The 16,824-nt window shown below is 34.1% G+C and carries 13 protein-coding genes; all 13 read left to right on the forward strand.

What is annotated here, in order from left to right:
* Positions 1 to 50: 50 nt before the first annotated feature.
* Positions 51 to 863: a glycosyltransferase family 2 protein gene (locus tag ACEWFH_RS03995; RefSeq protein ID WP_473726203.1), complete on the forward strand. Its 813-nt coding sequence runs from the start codon at positions 51 to 53 to the stop codon at positions 861 to 863.
* Positions 864 to 1,004: 141 nt separating this feature from the next.
* The gene (locus tag ACEWFH_RS04000) at positions 1,005 to 1,472 is read left to right on the forward strand and encodes an acyltransferase (protein ID WP_473726204.1); all 468 of its coding nucleotides are present in this window, start codon (positions 1,005 to 1,007) and stop codon (positions 1,470 to 1,472) included.
* Positions 1,473 to 1,737: 265 nt separating this feature from the next.
* Complete coding sequence (locus ACEWFH_RS04005; protein WP_473726205.1) at positions 1,738 to 2,301, forward strand: lipopolysaccharide biosynthesis protein; 564 nt, start codon at positions 1,738 to 1,740, stop codon at positions 2,299 to 2,301.
* Positions 2,302 to 2,321: 20 nt separating this feature from the next.
* Entirely contained in the window at positions 2,322 to 3,167 is an 846-nt protein-coding gene (locus tag ACEWFH_RS04010) for a lipopolysaccharide biosynthesis protein (protein ID WP_473726206.1), read from the forward strand.
* 929 nt (positions 3,168 to 4,096) lie between these two features.
* Positions 4,097 to 4,219: a hypothetical protein gene (locus tag ACEWFH_RS04015; protein ID WP_473726207.1), complete on the forward strand. Its 123-nt coding sequence runs from the start codon at positions 4,097 to 4,099 to the stop codon at positions 4,217 to 4,219.
* A 495-nt stretch (positions 4,220 to 4,714) separates the two neighbouring features.
* Positions 4,715 to 5,287, forward strand: a complete 573-nt coding sequence (locus ACEWFH_RS04020; protein WP_473726208.1) for a sigma-70 family RNA polymerase sigma factor — start codon at positions 4,715 to 4,717, stop codon at positions 5,285 to 5,287.
* A complete protein-coding gene (locus ACEWFH_RS04025; protein WP_473726209.1) occupies positions 5,277 to 6,332 on the forward strand; it encodes a DUF4179 domain-containing protein in 1,056 nt (351 codons plus the stop codon). The genes ACEWFH_RS04020 and ACEWFH_RS04025 overlap by 11 nt, the downstream gene beginning before the upstream one ends.
* 1,054 nt (positions 6,333 to 7,386) lie before the next feature.
* Positions 7,387 to 8,334 (forward strand): hypothetical protein, encoded by a 948-nt coding sequence (locus ACEWFH_RS04030; protein WP_473726210.1) that lies wholly within the window; start codon positions 7,387 to 7,389, stop codon positions 8,332 to 8,334.
* 127 nt (positions 8,335 to 8,461) lie between these two features.
* On the forward strand, positions 8,462 to 9,142 hold the full coding sequence (locus tag ACEWFH_RS04035; RefSeq protein WP_473726211.1) for a hypothetical protein: 681 nt from the start codon (positions 8,462 to 8,464) through the stop codon (positions 9,140 to 9,142).
* A complete protein-coding gene (locus ACEWFH_RS04040; RefSeq protein ID WP_473726212.1) occupies positions 9,112 to 10,227 on the forward strand; it encodes a hypothetical protein in 1,116 nt (371 codons plus the stop codon). The genes ACEWFH_RS04035 and ACEWFH_RS04040 overlap by 31 nt, the downstream gene beginning before the upstream one ends.
* A 569-nt stretch (positions 10,228 to 10,796) precedes the next feature.
* Positions 10,797 to 11,672: a SpoIID/LytB domain-containing protein gene (locus ACEWFH_RS04045; protein WP_473726213.1), complete on the forward strand. Its 876-nt coding sequence runs from the start codon at positions 10,797 to 10,799 to the stop codon at positions 11,670 to 11,672.
* Positions 11,673 to 11,734: 62 nt separating this feature from the next.
* Positions 11,735 to 12,688: a stalk domain-containing protein gene (locus tag ACEWFH_RS04050; protein ID WP_473726214.1), complete on the forward strand. Its 954-nt coding sequence runs from the start codon at positions 11,735 to 11,737 to the stop codon at positions 12,686 to 12,688.
* A gap of 260 nt (positions 12,689 to 12,948) precedes the next feature.
* Entirely contained in the window at positions 12,949 to 16,728 is a 3,780-nt protein-coding gene (locus tag ACEWFH_RS04055) for an Ig-like domain-containing protein (protein WP_473726215.1), read from the forward strand.
* The last annotated feature ends 96 nt before the right edge of the window (positions 16,729 to 16,824 follow it).

The raw sequence follows: 16,824 nt of genomic DNA on the forward strand, positions 1-16,824 counted from the left end.
TGGGATTTGGAAATCGAATGATTTAGCTATCCTGATAAGGAGGTCTAGGATTGGAAAAAGTAGCCGTAATCATTCCATCTTATGGTGGTGGAGAATTCTTAGATAGAACTCTGAAGAGTGTTATCGAGCAAGATTATGAAAATTTTGAAGTGGTAGTAGTAGATGATAATGGAGAAGGCTCAAAAAATCAATTGCTTACACAAAATGTTATTGAAAAATATTTAGAGAATCCACGTTTTCGTTATTTGGTACATAAGCATAACATAAATGGTTCAGCTGCAAGAAATACTGGAGCAAAGAGTACTGATGCAAATTATTTAGTATTTTTAGATGATGATGATGTTATGTGTAATGGAACCCTAAGATCACAATATAATATTTTAAATTCATTAGATGATTCATGGGGAATGATATATTGTTCTTCTAAAGAATATTATAAAAATCAATTATTTGCAGTTTATAACTCAAAGAAACAAGGTCAGTTATTATATACAGCCCTTACTCACAAAATACATGCTGCTACTAGTACATGGATGGTGAGAAGGGCTGCATATGAAAAATTAAATGGGTTTGATGAAAGTTTTAAGAGACATCAAGATTACGAGTTTATTGCTAGAATGGCTTATAATTTTAAAATAGCATCTAATCCGTATTTTGGGATAATTAAAAACTGGTCTAGTGTGACAAGTTCCTCAGACATACAGCAAATTCGAAATCATTACCTATCAAAAATGGAAAGTATTATTAAGACTTTTAGTAAAAGCAAACAGAAAAAAATCAAACTCATAAATCAATTAGATATTTCTATGGATTTATTAAAAAAAGAAATTTTAAAGGTTTTTTCCTCCGTTATAATGAATTAAACGGGGGTGTTAAGAGTGCCTTTGTGATTTTTGGTTTTTTTGGGAAGTGTTTAAAAGGAAAATAGGTTTATTTTTGTGGATTATACGTGATGGAAAAAATAATATAAAAAATTAAAAACGCATTGTAGAGGTGATAAAAAAATGCTAATAAATTTAATAAAGAGAATAATTTTCCCTAACACATATTCTTCGGAGGCATATGTTGAATTCTTAAGAAAAAAAGGATGTAAAATAGGGAGAAATTGCATGATTTGGAGTCCTAATCAAACAGATATTGATGCTTCAAGGTCTTGTTTGCTGGAAATTGGAGATAATGTGAAAATAACTAAAGGTGTAACTATATTATGCCATGATTATAGCAGATCTGTATTAAGATTGAAATTCGGAGAAAATTTAGGTGAAGCAAGGAAAACTCTGATAGGGAATAATGTTTTTATTGGTATGAATAGTGTAATATTGATGGGTTCTAGTATTGGAAATAATACTATAATTGGTGCTGGATCAATAGTATCAGGAACATATCCGGATGATGTTGTTATAGCTGGTAATCCCGCGAGAGTAATTTGTAAATTGGATGAATACTACGAAAAAGAAAGGTTAATAGTATAAAAGAAGCAAAAAATTATGCGAATTTTTTTATGCACAAAATAAAAGATATCCTACTATTGAAGAAATGGGGAATGCTTTTTCTTGGCAGTATTTACCGAGAAATTCTGGTACTTTAGAAAAATATGATCAATTCTTTAAATTGAATGGTGATGATTATGAAAATGTTATAGAAAGTTTTATGAATTCAATACCATTATATGAGTCGTACGAAACTTTTATTTCTCACTGCAAAGAAGAAAGAGAATTATGATAAGGCTTATTAAATATGCCTAGTGTTAAAAAGAATATATTATATAGTTTAATTTATCAAATATTACAAATAATATTACCGTTGGCTACTATTCCATATATTGCTAGAGTTTTAAATCCTGATAATGTAGGTATTTACACATATACATACTCAATAGCAAATTACTTTATGCTCTTTGCTATGTTGGGAGTAACTAACTACGGTAGTAGATGTATTGCAAAAGCAAGAGATAATGAAGATGAAAAAGAAAAAACATTCTGGAGCATATATTATGCTCAGTTTACGACAGCGTTTATTGCAACTTCATTATATATAAGTTATCTCTTGTATTCAAATTATGATTATAAATTAGTAGCTTTGATGCAAATAATATATGTAGTTTCTGGCTTGTTTGATGTTAATTGGTTTTACTGGGGAATAGAAAATTTCAAAGTTACTGTTATTAGAAACAGTATTATTAAGGTAGCAACGGTTATATGTATATTTTTATTTGTAAATTCAGAAGATGATATATATATATATACATTAATAATGTCATGTGGTGCTTTTTTGGACAAACGGTTACATGGTTTTTTCTGAAAAAGCATTTGAAGTTTCAAATGCCAAAATATAAAGAATGTATAGTTCATTTTAAGCCTCTGTTAATACTGTTCGTTCCAGTAATAGCCATTAGCTTATATAAAACTATGGATAAGATAATGATTGGTATATTAAGTGATTATGCTGAAGTAGCTTATTTCTCATATAGCGAGAGTATTATCGCTATACCCGCAGTGCTGACAACTGCTCTAGGTGCTGTAACCTTACCTAGGATTACAAATCTTATTGCTAACAATAATAAACAAGATGGAGTTAAATATACGGAATATTCCTTGCAATTAGCGATGTTTCTATCATGCGCTATGGGGTTTGGAATGGGGGCTGTTTCAGATTTTTTTGTACCGATATTCTTCGGAAGTGATTTTTCAAGAAGCGCAATAATTATGAAGGCACTATTTCCCACTGTAATATTTACTGCATGGGCAAGTATAATTAGAACACAATATTTAATACCAAATTCGAAAGATTCAGCATATATAGTCTCTACTTTTATTGGAGCTATAGTAAACTTCTCTGTAAACTTAATTTTGATTCCAAAGTATGGGGGACTAGGAGCTGTTGGGGGTACTTTGTTAGCAGAAGGTTCAGTAGCGGTATACCAAAACTGGGTTGCTAATAAAGATCTTAATATAACTAAATATATTAAAGATAATTTAATATACTTACTCGCTGGATCAGTTATGTATATATTTGTACAATTATTTAAAGGTTATTTAGAAATTTCTGTATTAAATTTAATTGTAATAATATGTTTTGGAGGTATTATATATTCTAGTATATGCGTTTTTTATCATTATAGTAGAAAAACTGAGATATATACAATAATAAGACAATTGAGAAGATAAAACAAATACTAAATGAAAAGTCAACTTTAGTTGCTTGACTCACTATTTAACTATGGTGAGCTTTTTTTGTCTATTATTTCAAATATTTTCGGATAGATTTCTAGGATTCAATTGAATTGTAAGTACAGGAAAGGATATTAAGCAATTAATGTAATTATTCTCGTCCTGCTAAACGTTCTGTATTTTATACTTGGAAATTAGGGTTTTTCCCAATTTTTGAGGGCTAGCTTTATCCATTGTAATTTCTACACTTTCTACTTTTGACCTGATAGTAAATGTGAAGGATTTAAACTCATCATACCTTGAATTTGAATACGTATACTTGGCATGTTGATTATTGAATGTGTTATTCCAAGTTTACGTAAAAAAATTTAAACCTCATAAATAGGCATTAATTAGGGGGTGACCGAAACTTTTTACCTAATGGAGCGTATAAAATAAATACAAGCTAGTAACATGTATACTTCAAAAGATAGAAGGTTTTTTTATGACACGAAAGAAGAAAATAGCGAAGGTCTTTTTCTGGGGTATCTTATTATCCCTTCCCATATGGTTGATTGTCACCTTAGTCATCGTTACCATTTGGATCATATTTTAATGGAAGCACGGGGCGGTTCTCGCACTTCCTTTAACCAATATTCTTCCTCTATATTAGTTCATCCAAAGGGTTTCTGATTGGTCTAGACCAATCAGCATGTGCAAAAAGTATCTTTTAAATAAGACAGCAAGAATGCAAAGTAACACCACTGACTACATTAGCAGTGGTGTTTTCGTTTTAATAACTGCGCTAGAGGGTTAGGCTATGGAGTTTTATAGATGTGCAGACAGAATAAATAGGACGGTGCTTAAACAAATGTCTCACGTTGTGTGCTCTAAAATCATAAATATGATATGTAGGTTAAAAAAATATTAAATACGGAGGCAGATAAATGGGTGAATTAATTCCTTTTCCACTTCCAAACGGTAAATTAAACGCAGAAGAAACGTTAGAATACTATGAGCTAAAAGCTGCTCTTGAAGAAGCTACAACTTTTCGAGGATATCGCATTTAAAAAAGAAAAGTAAAATCATTTATTAAAAAGGTGGAAGATAGAACTATCAGTGAAGATTAGTCTTTGGATGAGAAATCACCTTTTTGTATAGATAATGAGTGATTTGTTAATGATTTCTAGTAATAGTTAGCAAATCTATTTATTATAAGGAGTTTTACATATGGGTGATGAAGGGAATTTCTTCAAGGGCTTGTTCTGGGGAACGATGTTCAGCATTCCACTCTGGATGGCGATCTTCGGCTGGATTCATTTAATTGTTTAAAGTAAAGTAAAACACCCATATCCAAGTGAATCATTAAGTTTGGTTTAATATGGTAAAATTAATTGAATGCAATGTTTTATATAAAATGAGCTGCCTCTAGGTAAGCTCATTTTTTAGGCATTTCTTTAAGAGGTTATTACTTAATACATAACTATAATTTTTTAAAAAATATTGAACCTTTTAGCAAAAACAAGACAATAACATACGAATGACCAACGATTAGGAGGACCTTCATGGAAACAATAATACCACCAGAAGTTATAGATCGTTTAAAAGAAGGGGATTTAACAGCTTTTGACGAGATGTATGCAGCTACTATTCACAAAGTATATAGAACGGTTTATGTCCTTGCGTCCAATAAGCAAGAAGTCGACGAAATCGTAAATGAAATATACTTTCAAGTCTGGAAGTCCATTTCAAATTATAATGCATCCTCTCCATTTTTATTTTGGCTGAACGGTTTAGTTTTTCGTCAATTGAAGAATTGGAAACTGAAGGCATGGAAGCGTATAGAATTGATCCGCCAAATAAAAAAGGTCAGTCTAAAAGAGTCGTTTATAGATGATGATCTGTTGAAAAACCAAAATCAAGAAGAGATTTTGTCTATGTTAAACACCATGCCCTACAAATTAAAAGAAGTCTTGTTACTAGTGTACTATTATGATTATTCTCAAAAGGAGATTGCTAGTCTATTACGTATACCAATTGGAACGGTAAAGTCTAGACACCATACGGCTATTAAGTATTTACAAAGAAAAAATGGTACATCGAACATAGGAGAGGCAGGGATTAATAATGCTAAATGAAGATAACAAATTAAACAAGCGCTTATCTGAAAGCTTAGACCACATTAATCCACCATCTTCTTTACATAATGAAATTAGGCAACGGCTTATAAGAGATGAAGGCTCAAGCAAATTGTGGCGGAAATTAAAAATAAATATGGTTGCTGCCTGTACGGTTTCAATATTATTAATACTAGTATTGGGAGGTGGATTTGTTTCTCCACGCCTTGGAACTGTATTACAAAAGATTCCGATTGTTGGGTATATCTATACAGATTATCAATCCGATATTGGACTGCAAAAAGCTGAAGAAGTCGGTCTAACAGAAGACTTTCAAAAGACTATAATCTCAGAAGATGTTGAGGTAACACTGACGAAAATTTATTACGATGGTGTTAACCTCTCAGTTGGATATAAAGTAATAAATCATACTTCAAAAGAGTGGCCAGATCCTCCTAAGATGAGCGCTGGGACCTCACCTTTCTTACTCCTAAAAGGTTCAAATGAATTTAGAATAAATGGAACGAATATGTTAGGAGGGATGAGTGATGAATCTAAGGAAGTACGCCCTGGTGAGTATGAAGGGGTTTTACAATTTCACCCCAATAAGTTCCCTAAAGAAGACAAATTTATTTTAGAATGTCTCTTTACAGAAATTCAAGGAGTAAAGGGAGAATGGAATTTTAAAATACCTGTTACTAAAGAGAAGGTAAAAGGAATTGTACATTCTTTTGAGCCCAATCATAAAGTGGAAGGACTGGGCGGTGAGATTATCGTGAGTAAAGTAGATTTTACCCCGACAGCCATTGGGCTTGAAACAGAGATGATCAGAAAAATAACTGAAGAGAATAAAGATGATTCCTATTTATTTAGTATAGTTGAAGTAGGCGCAGATAATGGGGTGACTGCAGACGCAGAAAAGCTGGAAAATGGTAAAATACGTATAACCACTCGCTCTACTTTTCCGCCGCTAAAAGAAGTTCCAGAATACATCACGGTCAAGGCATATAATCCATCTGACCTTTCAGAAAGTGTACAGTTCAAGGTGCCGCTTAATAAAGAATAAGATTAAAGCCTGTCTCGGGATGAGATAGGCTTTTTTTATTGTTTAGGAAACTATAAAAAATAAGACCTGTGAATCGTTCTTAGGATGAACACACCATTTTGTGCCAACGAGCTCACAGGTGGGATTGTGCTGAGGAGATATAGCAATATCTAACGTAATACCTCAAAATTTTCGGGTTAACACTAAAGATTTATCGTATTTATAGCTGGTATAGCCTGCTGACATGCGTAGAAGCCCTTTTCGAATACCGCAAACTGCTTATACTGTTCTGTGGTGCGTGAAAATAGCCAAGATGTGCGCGCAAATCAATTGTTTGTGCGTGGAACAGAAGCTCAACCGCGTGAAAACTACCTTTAACTGCGCGTAAATGGAGAATATCTGCGCGAACGTGTAACAAATAAAAGAACACGTACCGTAATCACATTAAAAATGCGACGAGGAAAAGAAGAAGAGCTGGTCACAAATAGACAGAAAACAGTTCTTTAATACAACGCATGCTTTTTTTAATCATTATAAAGGATAACTTTTGAATCGGGTCCATTAATGGGTATTTAGAACTAATGGGTAAAGGGTACTATTACCCTATTAATGTGTGAATCTATATTGTCGATAATAATGCAGAATATGTCTAAATATGTCTAACGGTGGTGCAGAAGTGCATAAAGCAAAATTACACATTCACAAACTGTTATTTAATTATAACCTGATCCGCTATAAAAGTTGTATAGATGTAAAACGAGGAGAGAAATACTTTGATAGGGTAGATTACCATGAGAGACAGATTCAATTACTTTCTAACAAATTAAATAAACTTTATAAAAATTGATCAAAGGCAGCCTATTCGGTTGTCTTTTTTTTGTCTAAAAAACACTAGAAAATATAGCCAAGAAATAAATATACGTTTAAGCTCCGTTCGTAAAAGCCAGTGATAGTAGATTCCAACTACTTGATAATCATCATCACACTTTGAAAGTGAATTATCTAAAAATGATTATTATTTTCTGTAATTATACGATAGGATTAAAATGGAAGAAAAAACAGGAAGGTGAAAATTTTGAGCGGGATAGTTACGAGGATAATATCAGCTATAGCATCTATGGGTGTTCTTTTAGTTTATTTAATCTCTAGCATTTTAAAGAATGGTAATGTTGGAGAAATTATAGCTACAGCATTTTGGCTTGGGATAGTAGGATTTATGATTACGCTTGTCTATGGAAGTATTATTTCTATATTTATTGAGTGGTTATTAAAATCCATAAAAATTGATCATACATATCTCTATTATATTTTGTTCATTGTGTTACACGCTTTGGCAGGCTCAATAACCCACATGATTTTTCCTTTCTTCGGGAACATCGTCGCAGTATTTTGCGCTGTTTTTTATTTATTGCTTAAGAACAATAAGACAAAAGAAGTTTTGTACATCTTAACAGTAATGGTTGTTTTTATAAGCAATGGGATATGGTTAGAATCAAAATTTGATAACAGCAGTAATCTTAGCTTTAGTTATTTATGGAGCTTATACGCAGCACTCATTATAAAAGCAGTAATTATTTTAATAGTCGGGATGAGATTATTAAAAACGGAGACATGGATTAAATTCATCATTATTGGTGTTTCAATAGCAGTAGTTACGTTGCCTTCCATTTTTATAATAACCACGATTCAAAAACAAGTGCAGCTTAATTTTGAACAAGATAAAGAATTAGCGCAATTATATAAAGAAATAAAGAAAGAGAAGTCAGAGTTTCTGTTTGATCCTGTTCGTTCATTTGAAAATGGATATACGCTAGACCTAACAATCATGAAAGAAGATGATCAGCCTTCACCTAAAAAAGTACTAGAATTTGTAGAATGGTTGCCCAAAAGAGAAGAAGGGTATTACCTTAAAATCTATTACGAGGAAGAATATCTGTATCTCACTCTTGATTCAATGAATACCATTACAGAGTGTGATAATCCAAATGCTGCTAAGAGTATGTGTACTAAACTAGCAGAGTAAGTCTCTAGTAAAGATGGGCTGTAAATTTTTTAAATTGTAGTAAAAAAATACTAGTAAACTATACCTATAATTAAGAAAATGATGTAAAATATACTAGATTCGTACAATTGTTGAGAGGATGTTATATTTGAAATTATTTTCTAGGTTTACTTTTACACTTAGTATTTTGTTAGTAGCCGTCGTTTTATTTGCACCAAATAACCCAGTTCATGCGGCCATAAGCGATGCAGCGCAGATTGAATTGAATAAAAGCCTTTTTGGAAACATTACAAACAATGAAGAGGATTATTATAAATTTACTCTGCCTAGCGATGGGAATGTTTCATTAGAAGTTAAACAACAGTCGGGTAAAACCTGGTTTGCACAAATCCAAGATAGCTCAGGAAAAATATATGAAAATCTTTATACTGACGATAGCGAGTTAGTAAATGGCTATGCTGTAACCCAAGTTGGTTTACCAAAAGGCACATATTATTTAAAGATTGAAGACTATTATAGTAATAACGGGCAGTATGAGTTTAAGGTGAATTTTTTAGCGAGTAAATTCTTTGAAAAAGAGTTTAATGACAGTATTACATATGCCAACCAAATGAATCTTAACCAAAATTATAAAGGTAGCATGAAAGATTCTGCGGATGACGATTTTTATAAAATTTACCTCCCAACGGCAGGGAATGTAACTTTATACGTCAAACAAAAATCAAATGTTCGATGGTACGCACATATTCAGAATAGTAAAGGGAGATTTACGAAAGTCTTTATACAGACGAAAGTGAATTGGTTGAAGGGTATGCAAAAGTTCAAGTAGGTCTTCCAAAAGGAAACTATTATATACAAATTAGTGATTCCTATGATTCTGATAATGTTCCTTATGAAATAAAAACGGTTCTTACTAAAAGCACCAATTACGAAAAAGAATTCAATAACAGCCTTACTACAGCAAATGCAATGAACGTAAATCAAACTTACAAAGGCAGCCTTTCAAATTCTTCAGATACTGATGTTTATAAGGTTACACTGCCATCTGATGGTAACGTAACACTTTCAATGAAACAAAAAGCTGGCGTAAGTTGGTATGCTCATATTCAAGATAGTAAAGGGAAGGTATACGAAAACCTTTACACGGACTATAGTGAGCTTGTTGAAGGACATGCCAAAACACAAATTGGTCTTCCAAAAGGTACTTATTATATAAAAGTAAGTGATTCTTATGATGCTCATGATCTGCCTTATGAAATCAAAGCCAGTTTTTCTGCCAGTACGGTTTATGAAAAAGAGTTCAATGATAACCTAACTTCTGCAAATGCCATGAAATTGAATAAGTTCTTTTATGGAAGATTATCTAATTCAAGTGATAAGGACATCTTTAAATTTACAGTTCCAACAGATGGAAATGTTTCGTTATATATTAAGCAATCAGCTGATGCATCATGGCGTGGTCATATTCAAAATGGCACAGGTGATGAGTACACTTATTTGTATACAGACTCTGATGATTTAGTTTCAGGTTATGTGTCTACTAAATTATGGCTTAAAAAAGGAACATATTATTTCGTCATGCAAGATTCCTACAACTCATATGACAGACCTTATGAATTTAAGGTTTCTATGAAATCTAATCCGTTATCAGCTTCCAAAATCAAAGTGTACAATAATAAAGGAAAATCTGATTCTGTGTCTGTAAGCGGAGTAGCAAAGGGCGATGTGGTTAAGATCTATAATGCAAGTTCTAAAGGTACAGTGCTTGTAACAAAAGAATCTACAGGTTCTTCGGTTTCTTTATCCATTAAACAGCTTGGACAAAAGAGCGGGAAGATCTATGTTACGGTTACAAAACCAGGCTTAGCAGAAAGTGATCGTGTAGCTGTATCTTTTGCAGCTGAAAAAAAATAGTAGGAAAAGATGGGGTGCTTCGGCATTCTGTCTTTTTTTGTGTTTTTAGGATGAACACGTTATTATAGTGCCGCCCAGTTGACGGATTGTGCAACGGTAATATAGCAAAATCTAACGTCAATACCTTTAAAATTGTGGGTTAACACTAAAGGTTTATGTATTCCTAAGTTAATATACCTTTACTGACATGCGTAGAAGTCCCTTTTGATACCGAAAACTGCCTATATTTTTGGGTGGTGCGTGTAAAACGCCGAGATGTGCGCGCAAATGGTTGATTTGTGCGTGCAACTGAGGCTCAACTGCGCGTAAACTGCATTCAACTGCGCGTAAATGAAGAGTAGCTGCGCGAATGAGAAATTAATAAAAGAACACGTACCGTAACCGCACAAACAGCGCTACAGACCAATAAAACAAGAGAGCTGGTACACCAATAGACAGAAAACAACCCCGACTGGTTTGGGGTGAGTATAGCTGCCATTGCACCTATTTTTGTTTTGTAATTTATTAGTCTATATACCTATCTTTCTGATATACTATTATTTGTAAATATTAGGATAAGTTGGTGTTGTATGAAAAAGTGGTTAATAAAGTTGTTTGTGGTTATGCTAATTCTCAGCTCTGTACAGTTTACTAGTAAAAATGTAGCTTTCGCAGCTGATCCATTAGTAACTGTTTCATTAAAACAGGATATCCAGAATGTCTCAACTCTTCAATTTTCATTAAAAGGTACGTATAAAGAAACGATTAGTGGAAGATCGTTAACTGCCGGGAAAAAATACACCGTCAAAATGGCAAGTGACGAACTTCTGTTATATGACGGAAGTACCCTGATTACAAAAGGGAAAGAGTTATCTGTTGTTCCAACGGAAGTGAAAATTAGTCATCTCATCACTTTATATGGAAGTACCGAAAGATCGTATTTAGGCACGATGGAGTTTACGATTGAGAAATCTAAATACATAAGACCATTAAACACCTTGCCAGTGGAGGAGTATGTAAAAGGTGTTGTTCCAGGGGAAATGAATTCCTCATATCATATTCATGCATTGCGTGCACAGGCAATAGCTGCAAGAACATATGTGATGTTCGCGTTAAGTAAGAACATAAATAATAAAGAAATAGATGATACACCATCATTTCAGCGCTATGCAGGGTATTCTATGCAATATAACGATTCTATTAAAGCTGCGTATGAAACAAGAGGGAAAGTTCTTACTTATAACGGTGCGTTTATAGAAGCTCTTTATTCATCATCAAACGGAGGTTTTACAGAAACCAATGTTGGAGCATGGCCAGGAAAACAGGAGAAATTACCTTACTTTACAGCCAAAGCAGACTCATATGATCCAAAAGAGGTTTGGGATTCAGTTCCAACCTTTGATAAAAAACAAATCTCTTTAACGGGATTAGATTTAAAAATCCGGACCAGTGGTGGGATTCTGTAAACGAAAAGAATCCTAAGTTGGCTGAACCCATAATTATAAATATGAAGGCAACAAATGTTAAGGTGCTCGACGTTACTTCATTTGATCTAACAAGTGAAAGAACAGAAGGAAATCGAATTAAACAAGCTGATTTTGGTATCGTTTATATCATGAAAGATTCTTCTGGAAAAGTCGTGTTAGACGAAAATGGTGAAGTGAAACGTTTTACAGGAAAAGCGTCCATTACCGCAGCTCAACTTAAAGCTGCTCTTAATTTAAAAAGTACGTATGTTACAGCAGCCAAGGCTTCAACAACGGCTTTCCGTATGTCAGGATTAGGTTTTGGCCATGGGGTAGGTATGAGTCAAAGAGGCGCGCAAGCAAGAGCCATAAAGGGAATGGGATTTCGAGAAATATTAGCTTTTTATTATCCGGGAACGGTTATCACAAATGATAAAACCAGTAACATACCGACAGGACTTACTCAGGTGATGGGGTCCATTAATTATGAGGGGACAAATATCCGAAGAAATCCTTATAAAACACTAACGAACTCGATTACTACACTTAAATTTGGGGAAGTTGTAACCATATTAGGAAAGTCTAAGGATTGGTTTAAAGTAAAAGTCGGTAATACGATTGGATATGTACAAGAAAAAAATGTGGATGTTCACCAAACCATCACTTATAAGAACGGGACTACACCTATAACTTCAGGGAAAATAAAGGATTTAGGTGCACCAATCATAAGGGTAAATAACATCCTTTATGTACCGTTAGAACAATTATCGAAACGATATGGATGGACGTTCAGTCAACCAACATCCAGCAGCTTTTCTGTTATTGTTGGGAAGAAGAAAATTACCGCTTCTACTAGTCACAACACAGTGATTATTAATGGGACTTCCAAGAGGTTAACGGTTAGGGCAAAAATGGAGGATGCTGGGGTCTATGTCCCAGTAACATTCCTAACTGAAACAGGAATTGCCGCTTACCACGATGAAAAAGCTGAGAATGTATTATGGATTAATAAATAACAAAGAAGCTCTGCAGAGTAAGATCTGCAGAGTTTTTTTGTGGTTATAATTTCAGGAAATAAGCATACGATAACAATTGGGCAGAAACTTGAATGTATAAAGAGGACCAAAATATGGAGCATTAATATTACAAACTTAAGTACTATTGGTATGGAAATAAATAAAATATTTTACATATTTTACTGTTATTTTGATATAATTGTCTCGATTAAACCTAGATTCATAGGATATAAGAAATTTTTTTACATAGGAGAGTTCATATGAAGAAAAAATGGGTAAAGTATTTTCTTTTGTTTTGCCTCGTATTGTCTCAATTTCCAGGTACCACAGTATGGGGAGCTGTAGATGTTACTAAGCCAGTTTTTGAGAGTATTAGTGTAGACAAAACGGATGTGTCAGTAGGGGATACGGTAAACTTTACGATAAAAGCCACTGATAGTGAGTCTGGTTTAAAAAGTAATGGATATTTATATTACAAAACTCCGATTACAGGTAAATATGAAAGAGTAATTGTTAATTATGATTTCAATACAGGCAGCTATAAAGGTTCATTAACAATGACTGATGCCATGGAGTCAGGAGAGTGGAAAGTTGCTTGGATTACACTATACGATCAAGCTGAAAATGAAACAACAAAATATGGACCATTACAGGCGAGCAATTTCACATTATCAGGAACAAAGCCTGATGTAAATAAGCCAGTTTTTGAGAGTATTTCTATAGATAAGACAGAAGTTACATTAGGAGATACGGTTAATTTTATAATAAAAGCCACTGATAGTGAGTCTGGCTTAAAAAGTAATGGATATTTATATTACAAAACCCCAATTACCGGTAAATATGAAAGGGTAATTGTTAATTATGATTCCAATACAGGCAGTTATAAAGGATCATTAACAATGACTGATACAATGGAGTCAGGAGAGTGGAAAGTTGCTTGGATCACAATTTACGACCTTTTGGATAATGAAACAACAAAATATGGACCAATTGTGGGAAGCAACTTTGTATTGTCAGGAACAAATCCAGATGTAAATAAACCTATTTTTGAAAGTATGACCATTGATAAGTCCGATGTAAAAGTAGGCGATGTAATTAATTTTTCGATTAAGGCTAAGGATAATGAATCTGGTTTAAAGAATAATGGATATTTATACTACAAAACCCCAATTACCGGTAAATATGAAAGGGTAATTGTTAATTATGATTCCAATACAGGCAGTTATAAAGGTTTGTTGACAATGACGGATACAATGGAGCCAGGAGAGTGGAAAGTTGCTTGGATTACCATATACGACCAAACAGATAATGAAACAACAAAATATGGTCCAATTACCGGAAGTAATTTCACATTAAGAGATTACACTCAAGATGTAACCAATCCTTTGTTTAACAACATCAGTGTCGACAAAAACGTATCTGAAATTAATAATTCAATCGGCATAACAGTCGATGCTTCCGATGACACGTTGGTTAAGAATGTTGTCGTTAATTATGTGAAACCGATCTCGGGTGAAACTGAATCTATTTCCTTATACAAAGGTTCCAATGGATTATTTAGAAGTAATTATTACTTAAATAATGATGCTGAGTTTGGAAATTGGATCGTTTCTTCTATTGAACTAACAGATCTGAACAACAACAAAGTAACGGTAACTGAGGGATTGCAAGCTGGTAATTTTACTGTATTAAAGCCGATTCAATCACTGGGGCATAAATATGTGCTTAACAATGAAACATGGTCAAATCAAACAATCAACGGCGATGTATATATCGGGCCAAACGCCATCTTAACGGTGAATCAAAACGTCACGATTAACGGGAATATCTATGTTCTCGGAGCATTAAGAACATATGGTGGTTTGACTGTAAAAGGTTCAATCCGTGCCAAAACATTTTACTGGGGCTATCGCTCTTATTTATTTAATGGAGATGTCACACTGAGCGGCAGTAATTCAATTTTCACGATGAGTGCATCCAACTATCCGTTACAAGCAGTTCCGGTTGAAGTGTATGATACACCTTTAATAAAAGAAGATGGGAAAGTTAATATACAGGGAGCAACATTACCAGTAGTTGACGTGTATTTAGATAATCAAAAGATCCAGGTAAATAACAATGGTACGTTTAGGCTTTCTGATTATTTAATCGGCGATCGAAAAGAAATCACGTTTACTACTGTCGATGTGTTTGGTTACACAACAACAAAAAATTACAAAGTGTATACCAATGATATCCCCGTTGTTTCAATTGATAAGCCTGACGGAATTTATTTAGGTTCTCAGTCCCTTGCACTCTCACTCTCAAAGGATGGAACGATCTACTATAGCTTAGATGGAAGTGAACCAACGAAGAATAGTTCTATTTATAGTAAGCCTATTCAATTAAACGGTTCGGCTGTAGTAAAGTACATGGCTGAAGATGAGATAGGGAATAAATCCGAAGTTTATACAAAGAATTTTAAGCTGTTTTTTATCGATGATGTGACGAATAAAACTAATGTTGTTAAAGGGAAAGGCGAATCAGGATTGACCCTTACTTTTACAAGTAATGAACAAACGTATACAACAACCATTGATGCTGCAGGAAATTTTGAATTAGAAATCCCTAACGTGAAGAATGAGAAAGAGATTTCGGTTGCAGTGAATGATCAAGATGGGACAGTGAGCAGTCTCTATAAGATTCAAGTAAAAGACGTAATTGCACCTATTATTAATGGAGTAGAGCAAGATGGAATTTACAAGACTGACAAAACCATTACATTTAATGAAGGAAATGCAAAACTAAACGGTGTTTTAATTCAGTCAGGATTCATCGTGAAAACTGAAGGTGTTCATACTCTTGAGGTAACAGATGAAGCAGGCAACAAAACGATTGTCCGTTTTACTATTGATAAAGCGGCTCCTGTTGTAACTGGTATAACAGACAATACACTATACAATAAAGATGTTGTCATTTCTTTTAATGAAGGGACGGCAACGTTAAATGGGGCTCCTTTTGCAAGTGGTACTTCCGTTCAAGCGGATGGAACGTATACACTTGAGGTAATAGATGCAGCTGGTAATAAGACAGTCAAGCATTTTACTATCGACAAGAAAGCTCCTCAAATAAGCGGTGTCGTTAATAATGGCTTTTACAACAAGGAAGTTACGATTGCTTTTAATGAAGGAAAAGCAGAACTTAATGATGCATCGTTTGTAAGTGGAACGATTGTTGATGGAGAAGGCACTTACTCATTAGTGGTAACGGATGAGGCAGGAAATAAGGTGCAATTGAAGTTTACCATTGATAAAACAGCCCCATTAGCTCCAGTGGTAAATACCGTATCTGATCGATCCACGACTGTTAGTGGAAAATCAGAGCCAGGGGCAACTGTAACGCTTAAAGTCGGATCAGTGATACTTGGAAAAATAACAGCTTCAAATACGGGTTACTTTGCAATAGCTATTCCGAAGCAAAAAGCAGGTACAAGGCTGATTGTATCAGCAACGGATAAAGCGAAGAACGCGAGTGTGGGGAACACTGTTATTGTTATCGATAAGACGGCTCCTACGCTTTCTGCTGTAAACATCGTTGACGATAACGACCTTAAAGTTACAGGTAAAGCTGAACCCTACTCAACAGTAACAATTAAAGTGGGCACTAAAGTAATCGGAACAGCAACAACGTATAGTTCTGGCGTGTTCTCTGTACCGATCGCTAAACAAAAAGCGGGAACGAATCTCTCAGTAACAGCAACTGATAAAGCAAAAAATACAAGTGCTGCCAAAACGGTTAAAGTATTAGATAAGACACCACCTTCTGCTCCAATTGTAAACAGAGTCGATAGCAACGATCTAAAGGTAACAGGAAAAGCAGAAGCAGGATCGACGGTTATCGTAAAAGCGGGAACCAAAACATTAGGCACAGCAAAGGCTTACAGTACTGGCATGTTTTCAGTTAAAATGGCTATGCAAAAAACAGGAACAAAATTAACGATTACAGCTGTAGACGTTTCTAAAAACACGAGTAAAGGAACTGTGGCAACAGTAGTAAAATAATACGGCAAGAAAAACCTGTAGAGACAGATGTCCCTGCAGGTTTTTTATAAAAAGTTCTTTTAGTGGGTGGGAACGTTTGATAAACTTATAGGTAAT

It is taken from the genome of Fictibacillus sp. EA-CB0309 (genome assembly GCF_055814265.1).

Coding starts and splice junctions, on each gene's coding strand:
- ACEWFH_RS04000 (WP_473726204.1), top strand. CDS start 1,005: ATGCTAATAAATTTAATAAAGAGAATAATTTTCCCTAACACATATTCT.
- ACEWFH_RS04005 (WP_473726205.1), top strand. CDS start 1,738: ATGCCTAGTGTTAAAAAGAATATATTATATAGTTTAATTTATCAAATA.
- ACEWFH_RS04010 (WP_473726206.1), top strand. CDS start 2,322: ATGCCAAAATATAAAGAATGTATAGTTCATTTTAAGCCTCTGTTAATA.
- ACEWFH_RS04015 (WP_473726207.1), top strand. CDS start 4,097: ATGGGTGAATTAATTCCTTTTCCACTTCCAAACGGTAAATTAAACGCA.
- ACEWFH_RS04020 (WP_473726208.1), top strand. CDS start 4,715: ATGGAAACAATAATACCACCAGAAGTTATAGATCGTTTAAAAGAAGGG.
- ACEWFH_RS04025 (WP_473726209.1), top strand. CDS start 5,277: ATGCTAAATGAAGATAACAAATTAAACAAGCGCTTATCTGAAAGCTTA.
- ACEWFH_RS04045 (WP_473726213.1), top strand. CDS start 10,797: ATGAAAAAGTGGTTAATAAAGTTGTTTGTGGTTATGCTAATTCTCAGC.
- ACEWFH_RS04055 (WP_473726215.1), top strand. CDS start 12,949: ATGAAGAAAAAATGGGTAAAGTATTTTCTTTTGTTTTGCCTCGTATTG.